This window comes from Actinotalea fermentans (genome assembly GCF_007991475.1).
GTDB classification, from domain to species: domain Bacteria; phylum Actinomycetota; class Actinomycetes; order Actinomycetales; family Cellulomonadaceae; genus Actinotalea; species Actinotalea fermentans.
This window is the reverse complement of sequence record NZ_BJYK01000004.1, coordinates 279,577-292,920: the sequence shown is the minus strand read 5'-3', so window position 1 is coordinate 292,920 and position 13,344 is coordinate 279,577. Positions and strand designations below refer to the sequence as shown.

Annotated in this window: 13 protein-coding genes; 10 read left to right on the top strand and 3 right to left on the bottom strand. The window is 73.5% G+C overall.

The window, feature by feature from the left end:
- The first annotated feature begins 94 nt into the window (after positions 1 to 94).
- The 8 genes from pstS (at position 95) to ispF (ending at position 7,097) form a co-directional block, all read left to right on the top strand.
- Positions 95 to 1,186: a phosphate ABC transporter substrate-binding protein PstS gene (gene pstS, locus AFE02nite_RS08660; RefSeq protein ID WP_034246454.1), complete on the top strand. Its 1,092-nt coding sequence runs from the start codon at positions 95 to 97 to the stop codon at positions 1,184 to 1,186.
- A 173-nt stretch (positions 1,187 to 1,359) separates the two neighbouring features.
- A complete protein-coding gene (locus tag AFE02nite_RS08655) occupies positions 1,360 to 2,484 on the top strand; it encodes a phosphate ABC transporter substrate-binding protein PstS (protein WP_034246457.1) in 1,125 nt (374 codons plus the stop codon).
- Entirely contained in the window at positions 2,481 to 3,476 is a 996-nt protein-coding gene (gene pstC / locus AFE02nite_RS08650) for a phosphate ABC transporter permease subunit PstC (RefSeq protein ID WP_034246460.1), read from the top strand. The genes AFE02nite_RS08655 and pstC overlap by 4 nt, the downstream gene beginning before the upstream one ends.
- Positions 3,476 to 4,438 (top strand): phosphate ABC transporter permease PstA, encoded by a 963-nt coding sequence (pstA, locus tag AFE02nite_RS08645; protein ID WP_034246463.1) that lies wholly within the window; start codon positions 3,476 to 3,478, stop codon positions 4,436 to 4,438. The genes pstC and pstA overlap by 1 nt, the downstream gene beginning before the upstream one ends.
- 8 nt (positions 4,439 to 4,446) lie before the next feature.
- Positions 4,447 to 5,226 carry a phosphate ABC transporter ATP-binding protein PstB gene (gene pstB / locus AFE02nite_RS08640; protein WP_034246465.1) on the top strand — a complete coding sequence of 260 codons (780 nt, stop codon included), beginning with the start codon at positions 4,447 to 4,449 and terminating at the stop codon, positions 5,224 to 5,226.
- Positions 5,227 to 5,330: 104 nt separating this feature from the next.
- The gene (locus AFE02nite_RS08635) at positions 5,331 to 5,813 is read left to right on the top strand and encodes a CarD family transcriptional regulator (RefSeq protein ID WP_034246466.1); all 483 of its coding nucleotides are present in this window, start codon (positions 5,331 to 5,333) and stop codon (positions 5,811 to 5,813) included.
- Between the two features lie 28 nt (positions 5,814 to 5,841).
- Positions 5,842 to 6,609: a 2-C-methyl-D-erythritol 4-phosphate cytidylyltransferase gene (gene ispD, locus AFE02nite_RS08630; RefSeq protein WP_146819447.1), complete on the top strand. Its 768-nt coding sequence runs from the start codon at positions 5,842 to 5,844 to the stop codon at positions 6,607 to 6,609.
- Positions 6,606 to 7,097, top strand: a complete 492-nt coding sequence (ispF, locus tag AFE02nite_RS08625) for a 2-C-methyl-D-erythritol 2,4-cyclodiphosphate synthase (protein WP_146819446.1) — start codon at positions 6,606 to 6,608, stop codon at positions 7,095 to 7,097. The genes ispD and ispF overlap by 4 nt, the downstream gene beginning before the upstream one ends.
- Here the strand turns inward: ispF and AFE02nite_RS08620 are convergent.
- A complete protein-coding gene (locus tag AFE02nite_RS08620; protein WP_146819445.1) occupies positions 7,027 to 8,022 on the bottom strand; it encodes an NADP-dependent oxidoreductase in 996 nt (331 codons plus the stop codon). The genes ispF and AFE02nite_RS08620 overlap by 71 nt on opposite strands.
- Before the next feature lie 86 nt (positions 8,023 to 8,108).
- Between AFE02nite_RS08620 and cysS the strand changes: the two genes are divergently transcribed.
- Entirely contained in the window at positions 8,109 to 9,536 is a 1,428-nt protein-coding gene (cysS, locus tag AFE02nite_RS08615) for a cysteine--tRNA ligase (RefSeq protein ID WP_034249309.1), read from the top strand.
- Complete coding sequence (rlmB, locus tag AFE02nite_RS08610) at positions 9,536 to 10,606, top strand: 23S rRNA (guanosine(2251)-2'-O)-methyltransferase RlmB (RefSeq protein ID WP_146819444.1); 1,071 nt, start codon at positions 9,536 to 9,538, stop codon at positions 10,604 to 10,606. The genes cysS and rlmB overlap by 1 nt, the downstream gene beginning before the upstream one ends.
- A 108-nt stretch (positions 10,607 to 10,714) precedes the next feature.
- Here rlmB and AFE02nite_RS08605 read toward each other — a convergent pair whose 3' ends face one another.
- Both AFE02nite_RS08605 and AFE02nite_RS08600 read right to left on the bottom strand, forming a co-directional pair.
- The gene (locus AFE02nite_RS08605) at positions 10,715 to 11,974 is read right to left on the bottom strand and encodes a DUF4032 domain-containing protein (protein ID WP_034248910.1); all 1,260 of its coding nucleotides are present in this window, start codon (positions 11,972 to 11,974) and stop codon (positions 10,715 to 10,717) included.
- Positions 11,975 to 12,035: 61 nt separating this feature from the next.
- The gene (locus AFE02nite_RS08600) at positions 12,036 to 13,160 is read right to left on the bottom strand and encodes an ABC transporter ATP-binding protein (RefSeq protein ID WP_034248909.1); all 1,125 of its coding nucleotides are present in this window, start codon (positions 13,158 to 13,160) and stop codon (positions 12,036 to 12,038) included.
- Positions 13,161 to 13,344 lie beyond the last annotated feature (184 nt).

The following is a 13,344-nucleotide window of genomic DNA, read 5'->3' as shown; positions in this document are numbered from 1 at the left end:
GCCGCTCCTAGCGTCGGCCACGGCCGCCTGCGCACCGCGGGCGGTGGACGCGACAGGACGGACAACAGTGAAGCCTCACCGACAGAAGTTCGGCATGATCGCCGCGCTCGGCGCCCTCGCGCTGACCCTGGCCGCCTGCGGCTCGGACGACCCCACCGGCGACGCCACGACCGACCCGACGACCGACGCAGAGCAGGGCACCAGCACCGAGTCGCTCAGCGGCGACCTCGTGGGTGCCGGCGCCTCCTCGCAGGAGTCGGCCATGGCGGCCTGGGTCGCCGGCTTCCAGGCTGCGAACCCCGACGTGACCATCTCCTACGACCCGGTCGGGTCCGGCGGTGGCCGCACCCAGTTCACCGAGGGCGCCACCGACTTCGGTGGCACGGACGCCGCGCTCGACGAGGACGAGTGGGCGCTCGCGGAGACCCGCTGCGAGCCGGGTACCGCCGCCGAGCTGCCGCTGTACATCTCCCCGATCGCCGTGGCCTTCAACCTGCCCGGCGTCGACTCCCTCAACATGTCCGCCGAGACGATCGCCAAGATCTTCAACGGCGAGATCACCTCGTGGGACGCGCCGGAGATCGCCGACGCGAACCCCGACGTCGAGCTGCCGGCCCTGGCCATCACGCCGGTGAACCGCTCCGACGAGTCCGGCACCACGAAGAACTTCACCGAGTACCTCGCGGCCGCCGCGGCCGGTGCGTGGCCGCACGAGGCCAGCGGTGACTGGCCCGTCTCGGGCACGCAGTCGGCCCAGGGCACGTCGGGCGTGATCCAGACGACCCAGTCCGCCGAGGGTGCCATCACGTACGCCGACGCCTCGAAGGTCGGCGCGCTCGGCACCGTCGCGGTGAAGGTCGGCGAGGAGTACGTCCCGTACTCGCCGGAGGCCGCGGCCGCCGTCGTCGACGCCTCGCCGCTCGCCGAGGGCCGGGCCGAGACGAGCCTGGTGCGCGAGCTCGAGCGCGACACCACCGCCTCGGGCGTGTACCCCATCGTGCTGGTCTCCTACACGATGGCCTGCACCCAGTACGCGGACGCCGAGACGGGCGCCCTCGTGAAGGCGTTCCTGACCTACATGGCGAGCGAGGAGGGCCAGCAGGCCGCGGCCGACGCCGCCGGCTCCGCGCCGATCTCGGCCGACATGCGGGCCGCGGTGATGGAGATCGTCGACGCGATCGCCTGAGTCACGTACCGCCCGCGGGGCGGCCGGTCATCCCGACCGGCCGCCCTGCGGCGTTCGTCGCCAGTGTTCCGCCGGTGTTCACCTGGCGTTCACCCGGCGGCGACGTCGGCGTTCCGGCCCTTCCTACGCTGAGGGGCAGACGAGGCGACCGCCTCGCCCAGGATCGGAGGACCGTGACACGACGCCGGACGGCGCTCGCGATCGCGCTCGCAGTGGCCGTGTCAGCCCCGCTCGCCGCGTGCGGCTCGGACGATCCCATCAACCACCCCTGGCGCCCCGGCGGAAGCACGCCGGGCCCGGCGGCCCCGGTGGCCGAGGGTGACCTCGCCGGGAGCCTCACCGCCGCCGGCGCCTCGTCGCAGGAGTCCGCGATGGCCGCCTGGGCCGCCGGCTTCCAGTCGGCCTACCCCGACGTCGTCGTGAGCTACGACCCCGTCGGGTCCGGCGGCGGGCGGACGCAGTTCGTCGAGGGCGGCATCCAGGTCGCCGGCAGCGACGCCCCGCTCGACGACGAGGAGCTCGCGGCGGCGCAGGACCGTTGCGCCCCGGGCGACGTCGCCGAGCTGCCGCTGTACGTCTCGCCGATCGCCGTCGTCTTCAACCTCGACGGCATCGCGAGCCTGAACATGTCGCCGGCGACGGTGGCCGGCGTCTTCGCCCGGACGATCACGCGCTGGAACGCCGCCGAGATCGCGGCCGACAACCCCGGCGTCGCCCTGCCGGACCTGGCGATCACCCCGGTGACGCGGTCCGACGAGTCCGGCACCACCGAGAACTTCACCGAGTACCTGGCCGCCGCCGCGCCGCAGGCGTGGCCGTACGAGCCGAGCGGCAACTGGCCGCTGGACGGCGGCCAGTCCGCCCAGGGCACCTCCGGCGTCGTGCAGACCGTGACCGACGGCGTCGGCACGATCGGGTACGCGGACGCCTCGAAGGCCGGGTCGCTCGGGACCGTCGCGCTCGGCGTGGGAGACGACTTCGTGCCGTTCTCGCCCGAGGCCGCCGCGGCGCTCGTCGACGCGTCGCCGCGGGCCGCCGGCCGCCCGGCCGCCAGCCTGGTCGTCGACCTCGACCGGACCAGCACCGCCCCGGGGACCTACCCCCTCGTGCTCGTCTCGTACACGCTCGCGTGCACCGCCTACGAGGACGACGCGGACGCCGAGCTCGTGGCCGCGTTCCTGGCCTACGTGGCGAGCGAGGAGGGGCAGGCCGCGGCGGCGTCGGCGGCCGGGTCGGCCCCCGTCTCGCCCGCCCTGCGCGAGCAGGTGCTCGCGGTCGTCGAGGGGATCGCACCATGAGCGGACAGCGTCTGCAGGCCGAGGCGGAGCCGGAGCTGGCCCCCGCCCCGCTGAGCGTGCGCGGCGGCGGTCACGACCGCGCCGGCCGGGTGTTCCGGTGGCTCGCCACGGGCTCGGGCGTCCTCATCCTCGCCGTGCTCGCGGCCGTCGCGGGCTTCCTGCTGCTCGAGGCGTGGCCGGCCCTGTCGGCGAGCCGCGAGGACCTCGCGGCCATCAGCTGGATCCCCGACGACGGCTCGCTGCTCGGCTACGTCGGCCCACTCGTCTTCGGCACGGTGCTCGCCGCGATCCTGGCGCTGCTGCTCGCGGTGCCCGTCGCCATCGGCATCGCGCTGTTCATCTCGCACTACGCACCGCGCCGGCTCGCCGACGTGCTCGGATACCTCGTCGACCTGCTGGCCGCCATCCCGAGCGTCGTCTACGGCCTGTGGGGCGGGCTGTGGCTCGCGCCGAAGCTGCAGGGCGTGTGGGGCTGGCTCTCGGACAACCTCGGGTTCATCCCGCTCTTCGAGGGCCCCGCCGCGACGCCGCCCCGCGTGATGATGACCGTCGGCGTCGTGCTCGCGGTGATGATCCTGCCCATCGTGACGGCCGTCTCCCGCGAGGTCTTCCTGCAGACGCCGCGCCTGCACGAGGAGGCCGCGCTCGCCCTCGGGGCGACCCGCTGGGAGATGGTCCGGATGGCGGTCCTGCCGTTCGGCCGGTCGGGGGTCATCAGCGCGTCCATGCTCGGCCTCGGGCGCGCGCTCGGCGAGACGATGGCCGTGCTGATGATCCTGTCGCCGGGGCTGACGTACAGCTGGGCGCTGCTCATGGCCGGGCGCCACCAGACCATCGCCGCGAACATCGCGCTGCAGTTCCCGGAGGCGAACCCGCTCGGCGTGAGCGCCCTCATCGCCACGGGCCTGGCGCTGTTCGTCATCACCCTGCTCGTCAACATGGCGGCCCGCTGGGTGGTCTCCCGTCGCGCCGCCTTCTCGGGAGCGAACTGATGGCCAGCACGGACACCGTGACGCGGACCGACGCCCCGCAGCCGACGACGCACGAGCTGCTCACGCGACCCGACCGGCGCCGCCACACCGTCGACCGCGTCATGCGCGTGGTCGTGACGCTCGCGTTCCTCGTCGCGATGATCCCGCTGGTCTCGCTCGTGTGGATCGTCCTGTCGGAGGGCTACCACCGGCTGAGCCCGTACTTCCTGGCCGTGTCCATGCGCGGCGTCTTCGGCGGCATGGACGCGGGCGGCATCTACCACGCGATCGTCGGCACCCTGCTGGTCACCGGGGCGGCCGCGGTCATCTCCGTGCCGATCGGCATGATGACGGCGGTCTACCTGGTCGAGTACGGGCGCGGGGCCCTCGCACGGGCCGTGACGTTCTTCGTCGACGTCATGACCGGCATCCCCTCGATCGTCGCCGGCCTCTTCGCGTACGCGCTCTTCGCGATCTTCCTGGGGCCCGGTGTGCGGATGGGCGTCGCCGGCGCGGTCGCGCTGTCCGTGCTCATGATCCCCGTGGTCGTGCGGTCCACCGAGGAGATGCTGCGCCTCGTGCCGAACGAGCTCCGCGAGGCGTCGCTCGCGCTCGGCGTGCCCAAGTGGCGCACGATCGTCAAGGTCGTGCTGCGCACGTCGGCCGCGGGCATCGTGACCGGCGTGATGCTCGCCGTCGCGCGCGTGATCGGCGAGACGGCGCCCCTGCTCATCACCCTGGGCGTGGTCGACTCGATCAACTACGACCTGTTCGACGGCCGGATGATGACCCTCCCGGTCTTCATCTACCGGCAGTACTCGCAGGGTCTCGTGCCGTGCCGGCCGGACCAGCTCGACTGCATCGCCACCATCAACTTCGACCGGGCCTGGGCCGCGGCTCTCGTCCTGGTCGTCATCGTGCTGCTGCTGAACCTGCTGGCGCGCGTCGTCGCCCGGCGTTTCGCCCCGGCCAAGGGGCACTGAGGAGAACCATGGCCCAGCGCATCGACGTCAAGGACCTCGACGTCTTCTACGGCGACTTCCGCGCCGTGGCGGACGTGTCGATGGTCATCGAGCCGCGGTCGGTGACCGCGCTCATCGGCCCGTCCGGGTGTGGCAAGTCCACGTTCCTGCGCACGCTGAACCGGATGCACGAGGTCATCCCGGGCGCGCACGTGCAGGGGACCGTCCTCGTCGACGGCGTGAACCTCTACGACCGTGAGGTGGACCCGGTCGCCGTGCGGCGCCAGATCGGCATGGTGTTCCAGCGGCCCAACCCGTTCCCGACGATGTCGATCGCGGAGAACGTCCTCGCGGGCGTGCGGCTGAACAACCGGCGGATCTCCAGGTCCGACGCCGCCGACCTCGTCGAGTCGTCGCTGCGCGGGGCGAACCTCTGGAAGGAGGTCAAGGACCGGCTGCACAAGCCCGGGTCCTCGCTCTCGGGTGGTCAGCAGCAGCGGCTGTGCATCGCCCGCGCGATCGCGGTGAAGCCGCAGGTCCTCCTCATGGACGAGCCCGCGTCGGCCCTCGACCCGATCTCCACGCTCGCCATCGAGGAGCTCATCGCCGAGCTCAAGAACGAGTACACGATCGTCATCGTCACCCACAACATGCAGCAGGCCGCGCGGGTGAGTGACCGGACCGCGTTCTTCAACGTGACGGAGGCCGGGGAGCCCGGCCGCCTGGTCGAGATGGACGACACGAGGACGATCTTCTCGGTGCCCTCGCAGAAGGCCACCGAGGACTACATCTCGGGCCGTTTCGGCTGATCGGCGCCTCGGGGTGCCCCTGACCTGCGCAAACATTCGCAGCGCCGCCCGGGCGTCACAGTGGGCGTGGTAGACTGGGCATCCGCGAAAGGGGACGCCTCCACATGACTTTCACCGTAGGCGAGACTGTCGTCTATCCGCACCACGGCGCAGCGCTCATCGAGGAGATCAAGACCCGGACGATCCGCGGCGAGGACAAGCTCTACCTCAAGCTCAAGGTGGCCCAGGGCGACCTGACGATCGAGGTCCCGGCCGAGAACGTCGACCTCGTCGGCGTCCGCGACGTCGTGGGCGCCGAGGGGCTGGAGCGGGTCTTCGACGTCCTGCGCGCCCCGTACACGGAGGAGCCGACCAACTGGTCCCGCCGGTACAAGGCCAACCTCGAGAAGCTCGCCTCGGGCGACGTCATCAAGGTGGCCGAGGTCGTGCGCGACCTGTCCCGCCGCGACGCCGACCGCGGCCTGTCGGCCGGCGAGAAGCGCATGCTGGCCAAGGCGCGTCAGATCCTCGTCTCGGAGCTCGCGCTCGCCGAGCACACCGAGGAGGAGAAGGCCGAGGCCATCCTCGACGAGGTCCTCGCGTCCTGAGCAGGGGCGCAGTCCCGCACCCCCGCTGATGCGCGCCGTCGCGATCCTCACCGCGGCCGGCTCCGGCACGCGGCTCGGCCATGCCCTCCCGAAGGCCCTGGTGCCGCTCGCGGGCATCCCGCTCGTCGTGCGGGCCGCGCACGCGCTGACGTCCTCGGGCATCGTTCGCCGGATCGTCGTGACGGCCCCGCCGGAGGCGCTGGACGACGTCGTCGCGGCGCTCGGCGCGGCACCCGGGGCGGTGCCGGGCCTCGAGGTGGTCCCGGGCGGGACCACCCGGCAGGCGTCGGTGGCCGCCGCCCTCGCCCGCCTCGCCGACGAGCCGGACGACGCCGTCGTCCTCGTGCACGACGCCGCGCGGCCGCTCGTGCCCGTGCGCGTCGTGCGCCGGGTGGCCGGCACCGTGGCCATGGGGCGCGACGCCGTCGTGCCCGCGCTGCCCGTCGCCGACACGATCAAGCAGGTCGGGCCAGACGGCGCCGTGGTGCGCACCCTCGAGCGACCCGCGCTGCGTGCGGTCCAGACGCCGCAGGGCTTCACGCTGGGCGCCCTGCGCTCGGCACACGCGGCGGCCTCGCACCGCGCCGACGACGAGGCGCTCGCGGCGACGGACGACGCCGGTCTCGTCGAGGCCGCGGGTGGCCAGGTCTGGGTCGTGGAGGGACACGAGGACGCCATGAAGATCACCACGCCGCGCGACCTCGTCGTCGCGACCGCCCTGGTGTCGGCTCTCGTCGGCCCGTCCGTCGCGGTCCCCGCCGCGGCGCCGACGGCCGCGGGGGTGGGGGAGCCGTGATCCCGCGCACCGGCATCGGCATCGACGTCCACCCCTTCGCCGACGAGGGCAGCGGGCGCGAGCTCTGGCTCGCCGGCCTGCACTGGCCGGGCGAGCGCGCGCTCGCGGGTCACTCCGACGGGGACGCTGCGGCGCACGCGGCGGCGGACGCGCTCCTGTCCGCGGCCGGGCTCGGTGACCTGGGCGCCGTGTTCGGCACGTCCGACCCGCAGTGGGCCGGGGCGTCCGGGGCGCGGCTGCTCGCGGAGGCCGCGGCGCGCGTGCGCGCGGCCGGCTACGAGGTCGGGAACGTCGCCGTCCAGGTCGTCGGCAACCGGCCGCGACTGTCCCCGCGGCGCGCGGAGGCGGAGGCCGCCCTGTCCGCGGCCTGCGGGGCGCCCGTCTCGGTGGCCGCCACGACCACGGACGGGCTCGGCTTCACCGGGCGCGGCGAAGGAGTCGCCGCGATCGCGACTGCGTTGCTCGTGCCGGCACCTCACCAGGGATGAGGATGACCTTGCCCTGGACGCGCATCTCGATGCCCGCCCGGTGCGCCCGCGCCGCCTCGTGCAGCGGGTAGGTCGCGCCGACCCGCACGTCCAGGCGTCCCTGCTCCACGAGCCGGGCCAGCTGCGGCCGGGCCGCCGCACGGATCTCGACCCCGGGGTCCGCACCGGGACCGTTGCCGAGCAGCTTGATGCCCAGCGCCGCGCCGTAGCTGAACCCGACGATGGTCGCGACCCGCCGGCGGTCGCGGATGAGGGCCACCGAGGCGTCGAGCGCCTCGCGCGTCCCGGACACGTCGATCGCGGCGGTGAGCTCGCCGTGCGCGGCCTTGCGGACGCGGTCGACGAGGCCGGGGCCGTAGCCGACGGGCGTGGCGCCGAGGTCGACGAGGTACTCGTGGTTGCTCGGGTCGGCCGTGCCGATGACGCGTGCGCCCTTGGCGTGCGCGAGCTGCACGATCATCGAGCCGACGCCGCCGCTGGCGCCGTGCACCAGCACCGTGTCGCCGGCGCCGACCTTCGTCGCGCTCAGCGCGTGCACGGCGGTCGCGCCCGTGACCATGAGGCCCGCCGCCTTCTGCCACGTCAGCGCGGCGGGCTTCGGGGTGAGTGCGGTGACCGGGGCGACCAGCCGGTCGGTGTAGGCGCCCGAGACGCGGTAGGCGATCACCTCGTCGCCCACCTGGACGTCCTCGACGTCCGGCCCGACCTCGAGCACGACGCCCGCGCACTCCTGGCCGATGCGGATCGGCAGGTCGTCGGGGTCCGTACCCCAGGCGCCCGAGTACCGCTTCCAGTCCGAGGCGTTCACGCCGCACGCCCGCACGTCGAGGAGGACCTCCCCCGCGCCAGGGTGCCCCGGGTCCAGCTCGATGACATCGAGGACCTCGGGCCCGCCGTACGAGGTCGCCACCACTGCGTGCGCCATGACCCGATCATTGCCGCCGAGACGTGCGAGGTCCAGCCACGACACAGCAGGTCACCCACCCCGGGCGCCGCCGGTAACCTGGCGCGGTGACGCTCCACCTCTACGACTCGGCCTCCCGGACCACGCGCGAGCTCGTCCCGCTCCGCCCCGGCCACGTGGGGCTGTACGTGTGCGGAGCGACCGTGCAGGGACCGCCGCACATCGGCCACGTGAAGACCGCCGTCGGGTTCGACGTGCTGGTCCGGTGGCTCCGCCGCAGCGGCCTGGACGTCACCTTCGTGCGCAACGTCACCGACATCGACGACAAGATCCTCCAGCGCTCCGCCGAGGAGGGCGTGCCCTGGTGGGCCTGGGCGGCCCGGTGGGAGCGCGAGTTCACCGCGGCGTACGACGCCGTGGGTGTGCTGCCCCCCACCTACGAGCCGCGTGCGACCGGGCACGTGATCGAGATGATCGAGCTCATGGACCGGCTCCTGGACAAGGGCCACGCCTATCCGGGTGAGGCCGGCGACGTGTGGTTCGACGTCCGGTCCTGGCCCGAGTACGGCGCGCTCACGAACCAGCGCCCCGACGACGTGCCGGCGTCTGACGACGCCGCCGGCGGCCCCGAGGAGGCCGGCAAGCGGGACCCGCGGGACTTCGCCCTCTGGAAGGCGCCGAAGCCGGGCGAGCCGCTCGACGCGTCGTGGCCGACGCCGTACGGGCGCGGGCGCCCGGGCTGGCACCTCGAGTGCTCGGCGATGGCGCGGCGCTACCTCGGCAGCGCCTTCGACATCCACGGCGGCGGCCGCGACCTGCGGTTCCCCCATCACGAGAACGAGCTCGCGCAGTCGCGTGCGGCGGGCGACGACTTCGCGGGCATCTGGCTGCACGCCGGGCTGCTGAACGTCGACGGCGCCAAGATGAGCAAGTCGCTCGGCAACTTCCTGCTGGTCTGGGACGTGCTCGCGACGACGACGCCCGTCGTGCTGCGGTACGCCCTGACGGCCGCCCACTACCGCTCGACGTTCGAGTGGAACGCGGACACGCTGCCCGAGGCGGAGGCGACGTGGTCCCGGATCGCGGGCTTCGTCGAGCGCGCCACGGAGCGGACGGGCACGGTGCCCGACGCCGAGGTCGCCGCGGCGGAGCTGCCGGCCGGCTTCGCCGCCGCGCTCGACGACGACCTCAACGTGCCCGCGGCGCTCGCCGTCGTGCACGAGCACGTGCGCGCGGGCAACATCGCGCTGGCCGACGGGACGCCGGACGAGGTGCGTACGGAGCTGGTCGCCGTCCGTGCGATGCTGGACGTGCTGGGCCTCGACCCCGTCCGCTGGGCGGGCGCGGGCGACGAGTCACGGGCCACCCGTGCGCTCGACGCCCTGGTCACCGCCGAGCTGGCGGCGCGGGCCAAGGCCCGTGCCGAGCGGGACTGGGCCACCGCCGACGCCGTCCGGGCGCGGCTGGCCGAGGCGGGGATCGTCGTCGAGGACTCGCCGACGGGCCCGCGCTGGACGCTGGGAGGCGAGGACTGATGGCGGGGAACTCGCAGCGGCGGGGCGCGACGCGCAAGCCGGGCTCGAAGAAGGGCGCCACCGTCGGCACGGGCGGCAAGGGCCGTCGCGCGCTCGAGGGCAAGGGCCCCACGCCCAAGGCGGAGGACCGCCCGTACCACGCGGCCGCCAAGCGCAAGGCCGCCGCCGAGCGCGCCGCCGCCAAGGGCGGCAAGCCGGGCGCCCGGAGCGGCGAGCGCGCCGGGACCGGCCGTGCGTCGGCGACCGGCCGCGCGTCGTCCGCGGGCACCGGCCGCACCGGGACGCCCCGGGGGACGCGTCCGGCCGGACGCGGGTCGACGGCCCCCGCCTCGGAGATCGTGACCGGCCGCAACGCCGTCGTCGAGGCCCTGCGGGCCGGCGTGCCGTGCGAGGCGATCTGGATGGGCCACCGCGTGGAGGCCGACGACCGCATCCGCGAGATCCGGCGGATGGCGGGCGAGCGCAACCTCCCGCTGCTCGAGGTCACGACGGCCGAGCTCGACCGGATGACCGGCGGCATGGTGCACCAGGGTGTCGCGATGGCGGCCAAGCCCTACCGGTACGCCGACCTCGACCAGATCCTGGCGCGCGCAGAGCGGGCGGGTGAGCCGCCGCTGGTCGTCGCGCTCGACGGCGTGACGGACCCGCGCAACCTCGGGGCCGCGCTGCGCTCGGCGGGCGCGTTCGGCGCGCACGGCGTCGTCATCCCCGAGCGGCGCGCCGCCGGCGTGACCGCGTCCGCGTGGAAGGTCTCCGCCGGTGCCGCGGCACGCGTGCCGGTCGCGCGGGTGACCAACCTCGTGCGTGCGCTCGGCGAGCTGCGCGAGGCGGGCTGCTTCGTCGTCGGGCTCGACGCGGGCGGGACCACGCCGGTGAGCGAGCTGCACCTGGCGACCGACCCGGTGGTGCTCGTCGTCGGGTCGGAGGGCAAGGGCCTCGGGCGGCTGGTGCGCTCGACGTGCGACGTCGTCGCGTCCATCCCGATCCGGGCGGAGACGGAGTCGCTCAACGCGGGCGTCGCGACGGGCATCTCCCTCTACGAGGTCGCCCGCCTCCGCTCACAGGCCTGACCCCGCCCCTCGACCGACCACCCCTGCTCCCGTGTGGAGCGAGACCGACGTGACACGCGCGCGTGTCGGTCGTTCTCGCTCCACACAGGGCGCGAAGGCTCCACTCGGTCAGTCGGCGATGCGGGGGATGATCGCCGTGTCGGCGCCGAGGACCTGGGCCTCGCTCGCCCGGTGGCGCAGGACGGTCTCTGCGTAGCTGCGGGCCGCCTCGACCATCGGCACGTCGCGGCCCTGCTCGCGCGAGATGTACCAGCGGTGGTCGAGCATCTCGTGGAACATCTGGGCCGGCTGGAGCTTGCCCCGCAGCTCGCGCGGGACGGCGCGGACGGCGGGTTCGAAGACGTTCGTCAGCCAGTCGTGCGCGACGAACTCCTCGTCCTCGCCCTGGCGGTCCGTCGCGGCCCGGTAGGCGTCCAGGTCGTTGAGCAGACGACGCGCCTGCCCCTCCTCGACGTCGAGCCCCGTGAGCCGGAGCAGCCGCCGGGAGTGGTGACCGGCGTCGACGACCTTCGGCTGGATGCTCACGGTGGTGCCGTCGACGTCGGTGGTGATCGCCAGCTCGCCGACGTCGAAGCCCAGCTCGTTGAGGTGCTCGATGCGGGCGGCGACACGCCAGCGGTCGCTCGTGCCGAACGACTCCTCGCCCGTCAGCGCGTCCCACAGCTCGTCGTAGCGCGTGACCAGGCGGTCGCCGATCTCGATCGGGTCGACGCCCGGCTCGAGCATGTCACCGGCCTCGAGGTCCATGAGCTCGCCGATGATGTTCACGCGGGCGACGTCCATGTCGTAGGCCCGCTGGCCGTTCGACAGCCGGTCGTGCAGCTCGCCGGTCTCGGCGTCGACCAGGTACGCGGCGAACGAGCCCGCGTCGCGCCGGAAGAGCGTGTTCGACAGCGACACGTCGCCCCAGTAGAAGCCCGACAGGTGCAGCCGGACCAGGAGCACGGCGAGCGCGTCGATGAGCCGCCGGGTGGTGTCCGGCTGCAGGCTCTGCTGGCTGAAGAGCGCGCGGTAGGGGAGCGAGTACTGCAGGTGCTGCGTCACCAGCACCGTCTCCAGGCGCTCGCCCTCGAGGTCGACCCGCCCGTTGATGACGCCCACCGGCTCGACGCTCGGGGTGCCGATGCGGCGGAGGGCGCGCAGGAGCTCGTACTCGCGGTAGGCCACGGTCTCGCCGATCTCCTTGACCGCGATGACGCGGCCGGAGAGCTTGACGAAGCGCACGACGTGCCGGCTGATGCCGCGGGGGAGCGCGGCGAGGTTCTCGGCCGGCCAGTCCTCGAGCGGGATGTGCCAGGGGAGGTCGAGCAGCGCCGGGTCCGGGGCGGCCGCGGTGATCTGCAGGGACCCCGTCATGGGGACAGTCATGGTTCCTCCGAACGCGAAGGGCGGGACGGCAACCGCCGCCCCGCCCTCCGTGTTGCTGGGGTCAGTTCAGGCGCTCGCCCGTCGAGGCCGCGAACGCGTGGAGCTCGCCGTGACGGATCGCCACCCAGATGGTGTCGCCCTTGCGCGGCGGGGTGCGCGGGTCGACGCGCACGATGATCTGCGCCTCGCCGGCGCCCGAGTGGATCTCGCGAGCGGCAGCGCCGCCCATGACCAGCTCGCCGTAGGCGAGGGCGTCGGCGCCGAGCTCCTCGACGAGGACGACCTTGATCGGGATCGCACCCTCGGTCGCCTGGCTGACGACGTCGAGCGCCTCGGGGCGGAAGCCGACGGTCACGTGGCCGCGGTCCTCGGGGACGATCTTGGAGAGGACCTCGCGGGCCAGCGGGATGCGGGTGTTGGCCAGCTGCGCGCCACCCTCGACCACCTGGAACGAGCCGATGTTCATCGCCGGCGAGCCGATGAAGCCCGCGACGAAGACGTTGTTCGGACGGTCGTAGAGGTCACGCGGGTCGCCGACCTGCTGGAGGATGCCGTCCTTGAGCACGGCGATCCGGTCGCCCATCGTCATGGCCTCGGTCTGGTCGTGCGTGACGTAGACCGTGGTGACGCCGAGGCGGCGGGTGAGCGACGCGATCTGCGAGCGCGTCTGGACGCGGAGCTTGGCGTCGAGGTTCGACAGCGGCTCGTCCATGAGGAAGACCTGCGGCTGACGCACGATGGCGCGGCCCATGGCGACGCGCTGACGCTGACCACCGGACAGCGCCTTCGGGCGGCGGTCCAGGTACTCGGTCAGGTCGAGCATCTTCGCGGTCTCCTCGACGCGCTTACGGATGTCGGCCTTCGGCACGCCGGCGATCTTCAGGGCGAAGCCCATGTTGTCGGCGACGGTCATGTGCGGGTACAGCGCGTAGTTCTGGAACACCATCGCGATGTCCCGGTCCTTGGGCTGCACGTCGGTGACCTCGCGGTCGCCGATGAGGATCCGGCCGGAGTTCACGTCCTCCAGGCCGGCGAGCATCCGCAGCGACGTCGACTTGCCGCAGCCCGACGGGCCGACGAGGACGAGGAACTCGCCGTCCTCGATGTGCAGGTCGAGCGAGTCGACGGCGGGACGCTCGGTCCCCGGGTAGATGCGGGTGGCCTTGTCGAAGGTCACGGTTGCCATGCTGCATTCCCTCCACCGGCAGGTACGTGCCGGACGATCCGAGTGGAGTCGGGGGTGCCGGGTGGCACCGACACGTGCGGCTCGGTCCGTCCGGTCCGCTCGCGCGGCACCGGCGGACCTCCTCGCCCGTGCGACCCGCTCATGGTGCCACAGTCACCCCGGCCTGGGGACGGCCCGAAGGTCA

What these genes read in the sequence shown, in the direction of transcription:
- pstS (WP_034246454.1), top strand. Translation starts at nt 95, where the DNA reads ATGATCGCCGCGCTCGGCGCCCTCGCGCTGACCCTGGCCGCCTGCGGC.
- pstC (WP_034246460.1), top strand. Translation starts at nt 2,481, where the DNA reads ATGAGCGGACAGCGTCTGCAGGCCGAGGCGGAGCCGGAGCTGGCCCCC.
- pstA (WP_034246463.1), top strand. Translation starts at nt 3,476, where the DNA reads ATGGCCAGCACGGACACCGTGACGCGGACCGACGCCCCGCAGCCGACG.
- pstB (WP_034246465.1), top strand. Translation starts at nt 4,447, where the DNA reads ATGGCCCAGCGCATCGACGTCAAGGACCTCGACGTCTTCTACGGCGAC.
- AFE02nite_RS08635 (WP_034246466.1), top strand. Translation starts at nt 5,331, where the DNA reads ATGACTTTCACCGTAGGCGAGACTGTCGTCTATCCGCACCACGGCGCA.
- ispD (WP_146819447.1), top strand. Translation starts at nt 5,842, where the DNA reads ATGCGCGCCGTCGCGATCCTCACCGCGGCCGGCTCCGGCACGCGGCTC.
- AFE02nite_RS08620 (WP_146819445.1), bottom strand. Translation starts at nt 8,022, where the DNA reads ATGGCGCACGCAGTGGTGGCGACCTCGTACGGCGGGCCCGAGGTCCTC.
- rlmB (WP_146819444.1), top strand. Translation starts at nt 9,536, where the DNA reads ATGGCGGGGAACTCGCAGCGGCGGGGCGCGACGCGCAAGCCGGGCTCG.
- AFE02nite_RS08605 (WP_034248910.1), bottom strand. Translation starts at nt 11,974, where the DNA reads ATGACTGTCCCCATGACGGGGTCCCTGCAGATCACCGCGGCCGCCCCG.
- AFE02nite_RS08600 (WP_034248909.1), bottom strand. Translation starts at nt 13,160, where the DNA reads ATGGCAACCGTGACCTTCGACAAGGCCACCCGCATCTACCCGGGGACC.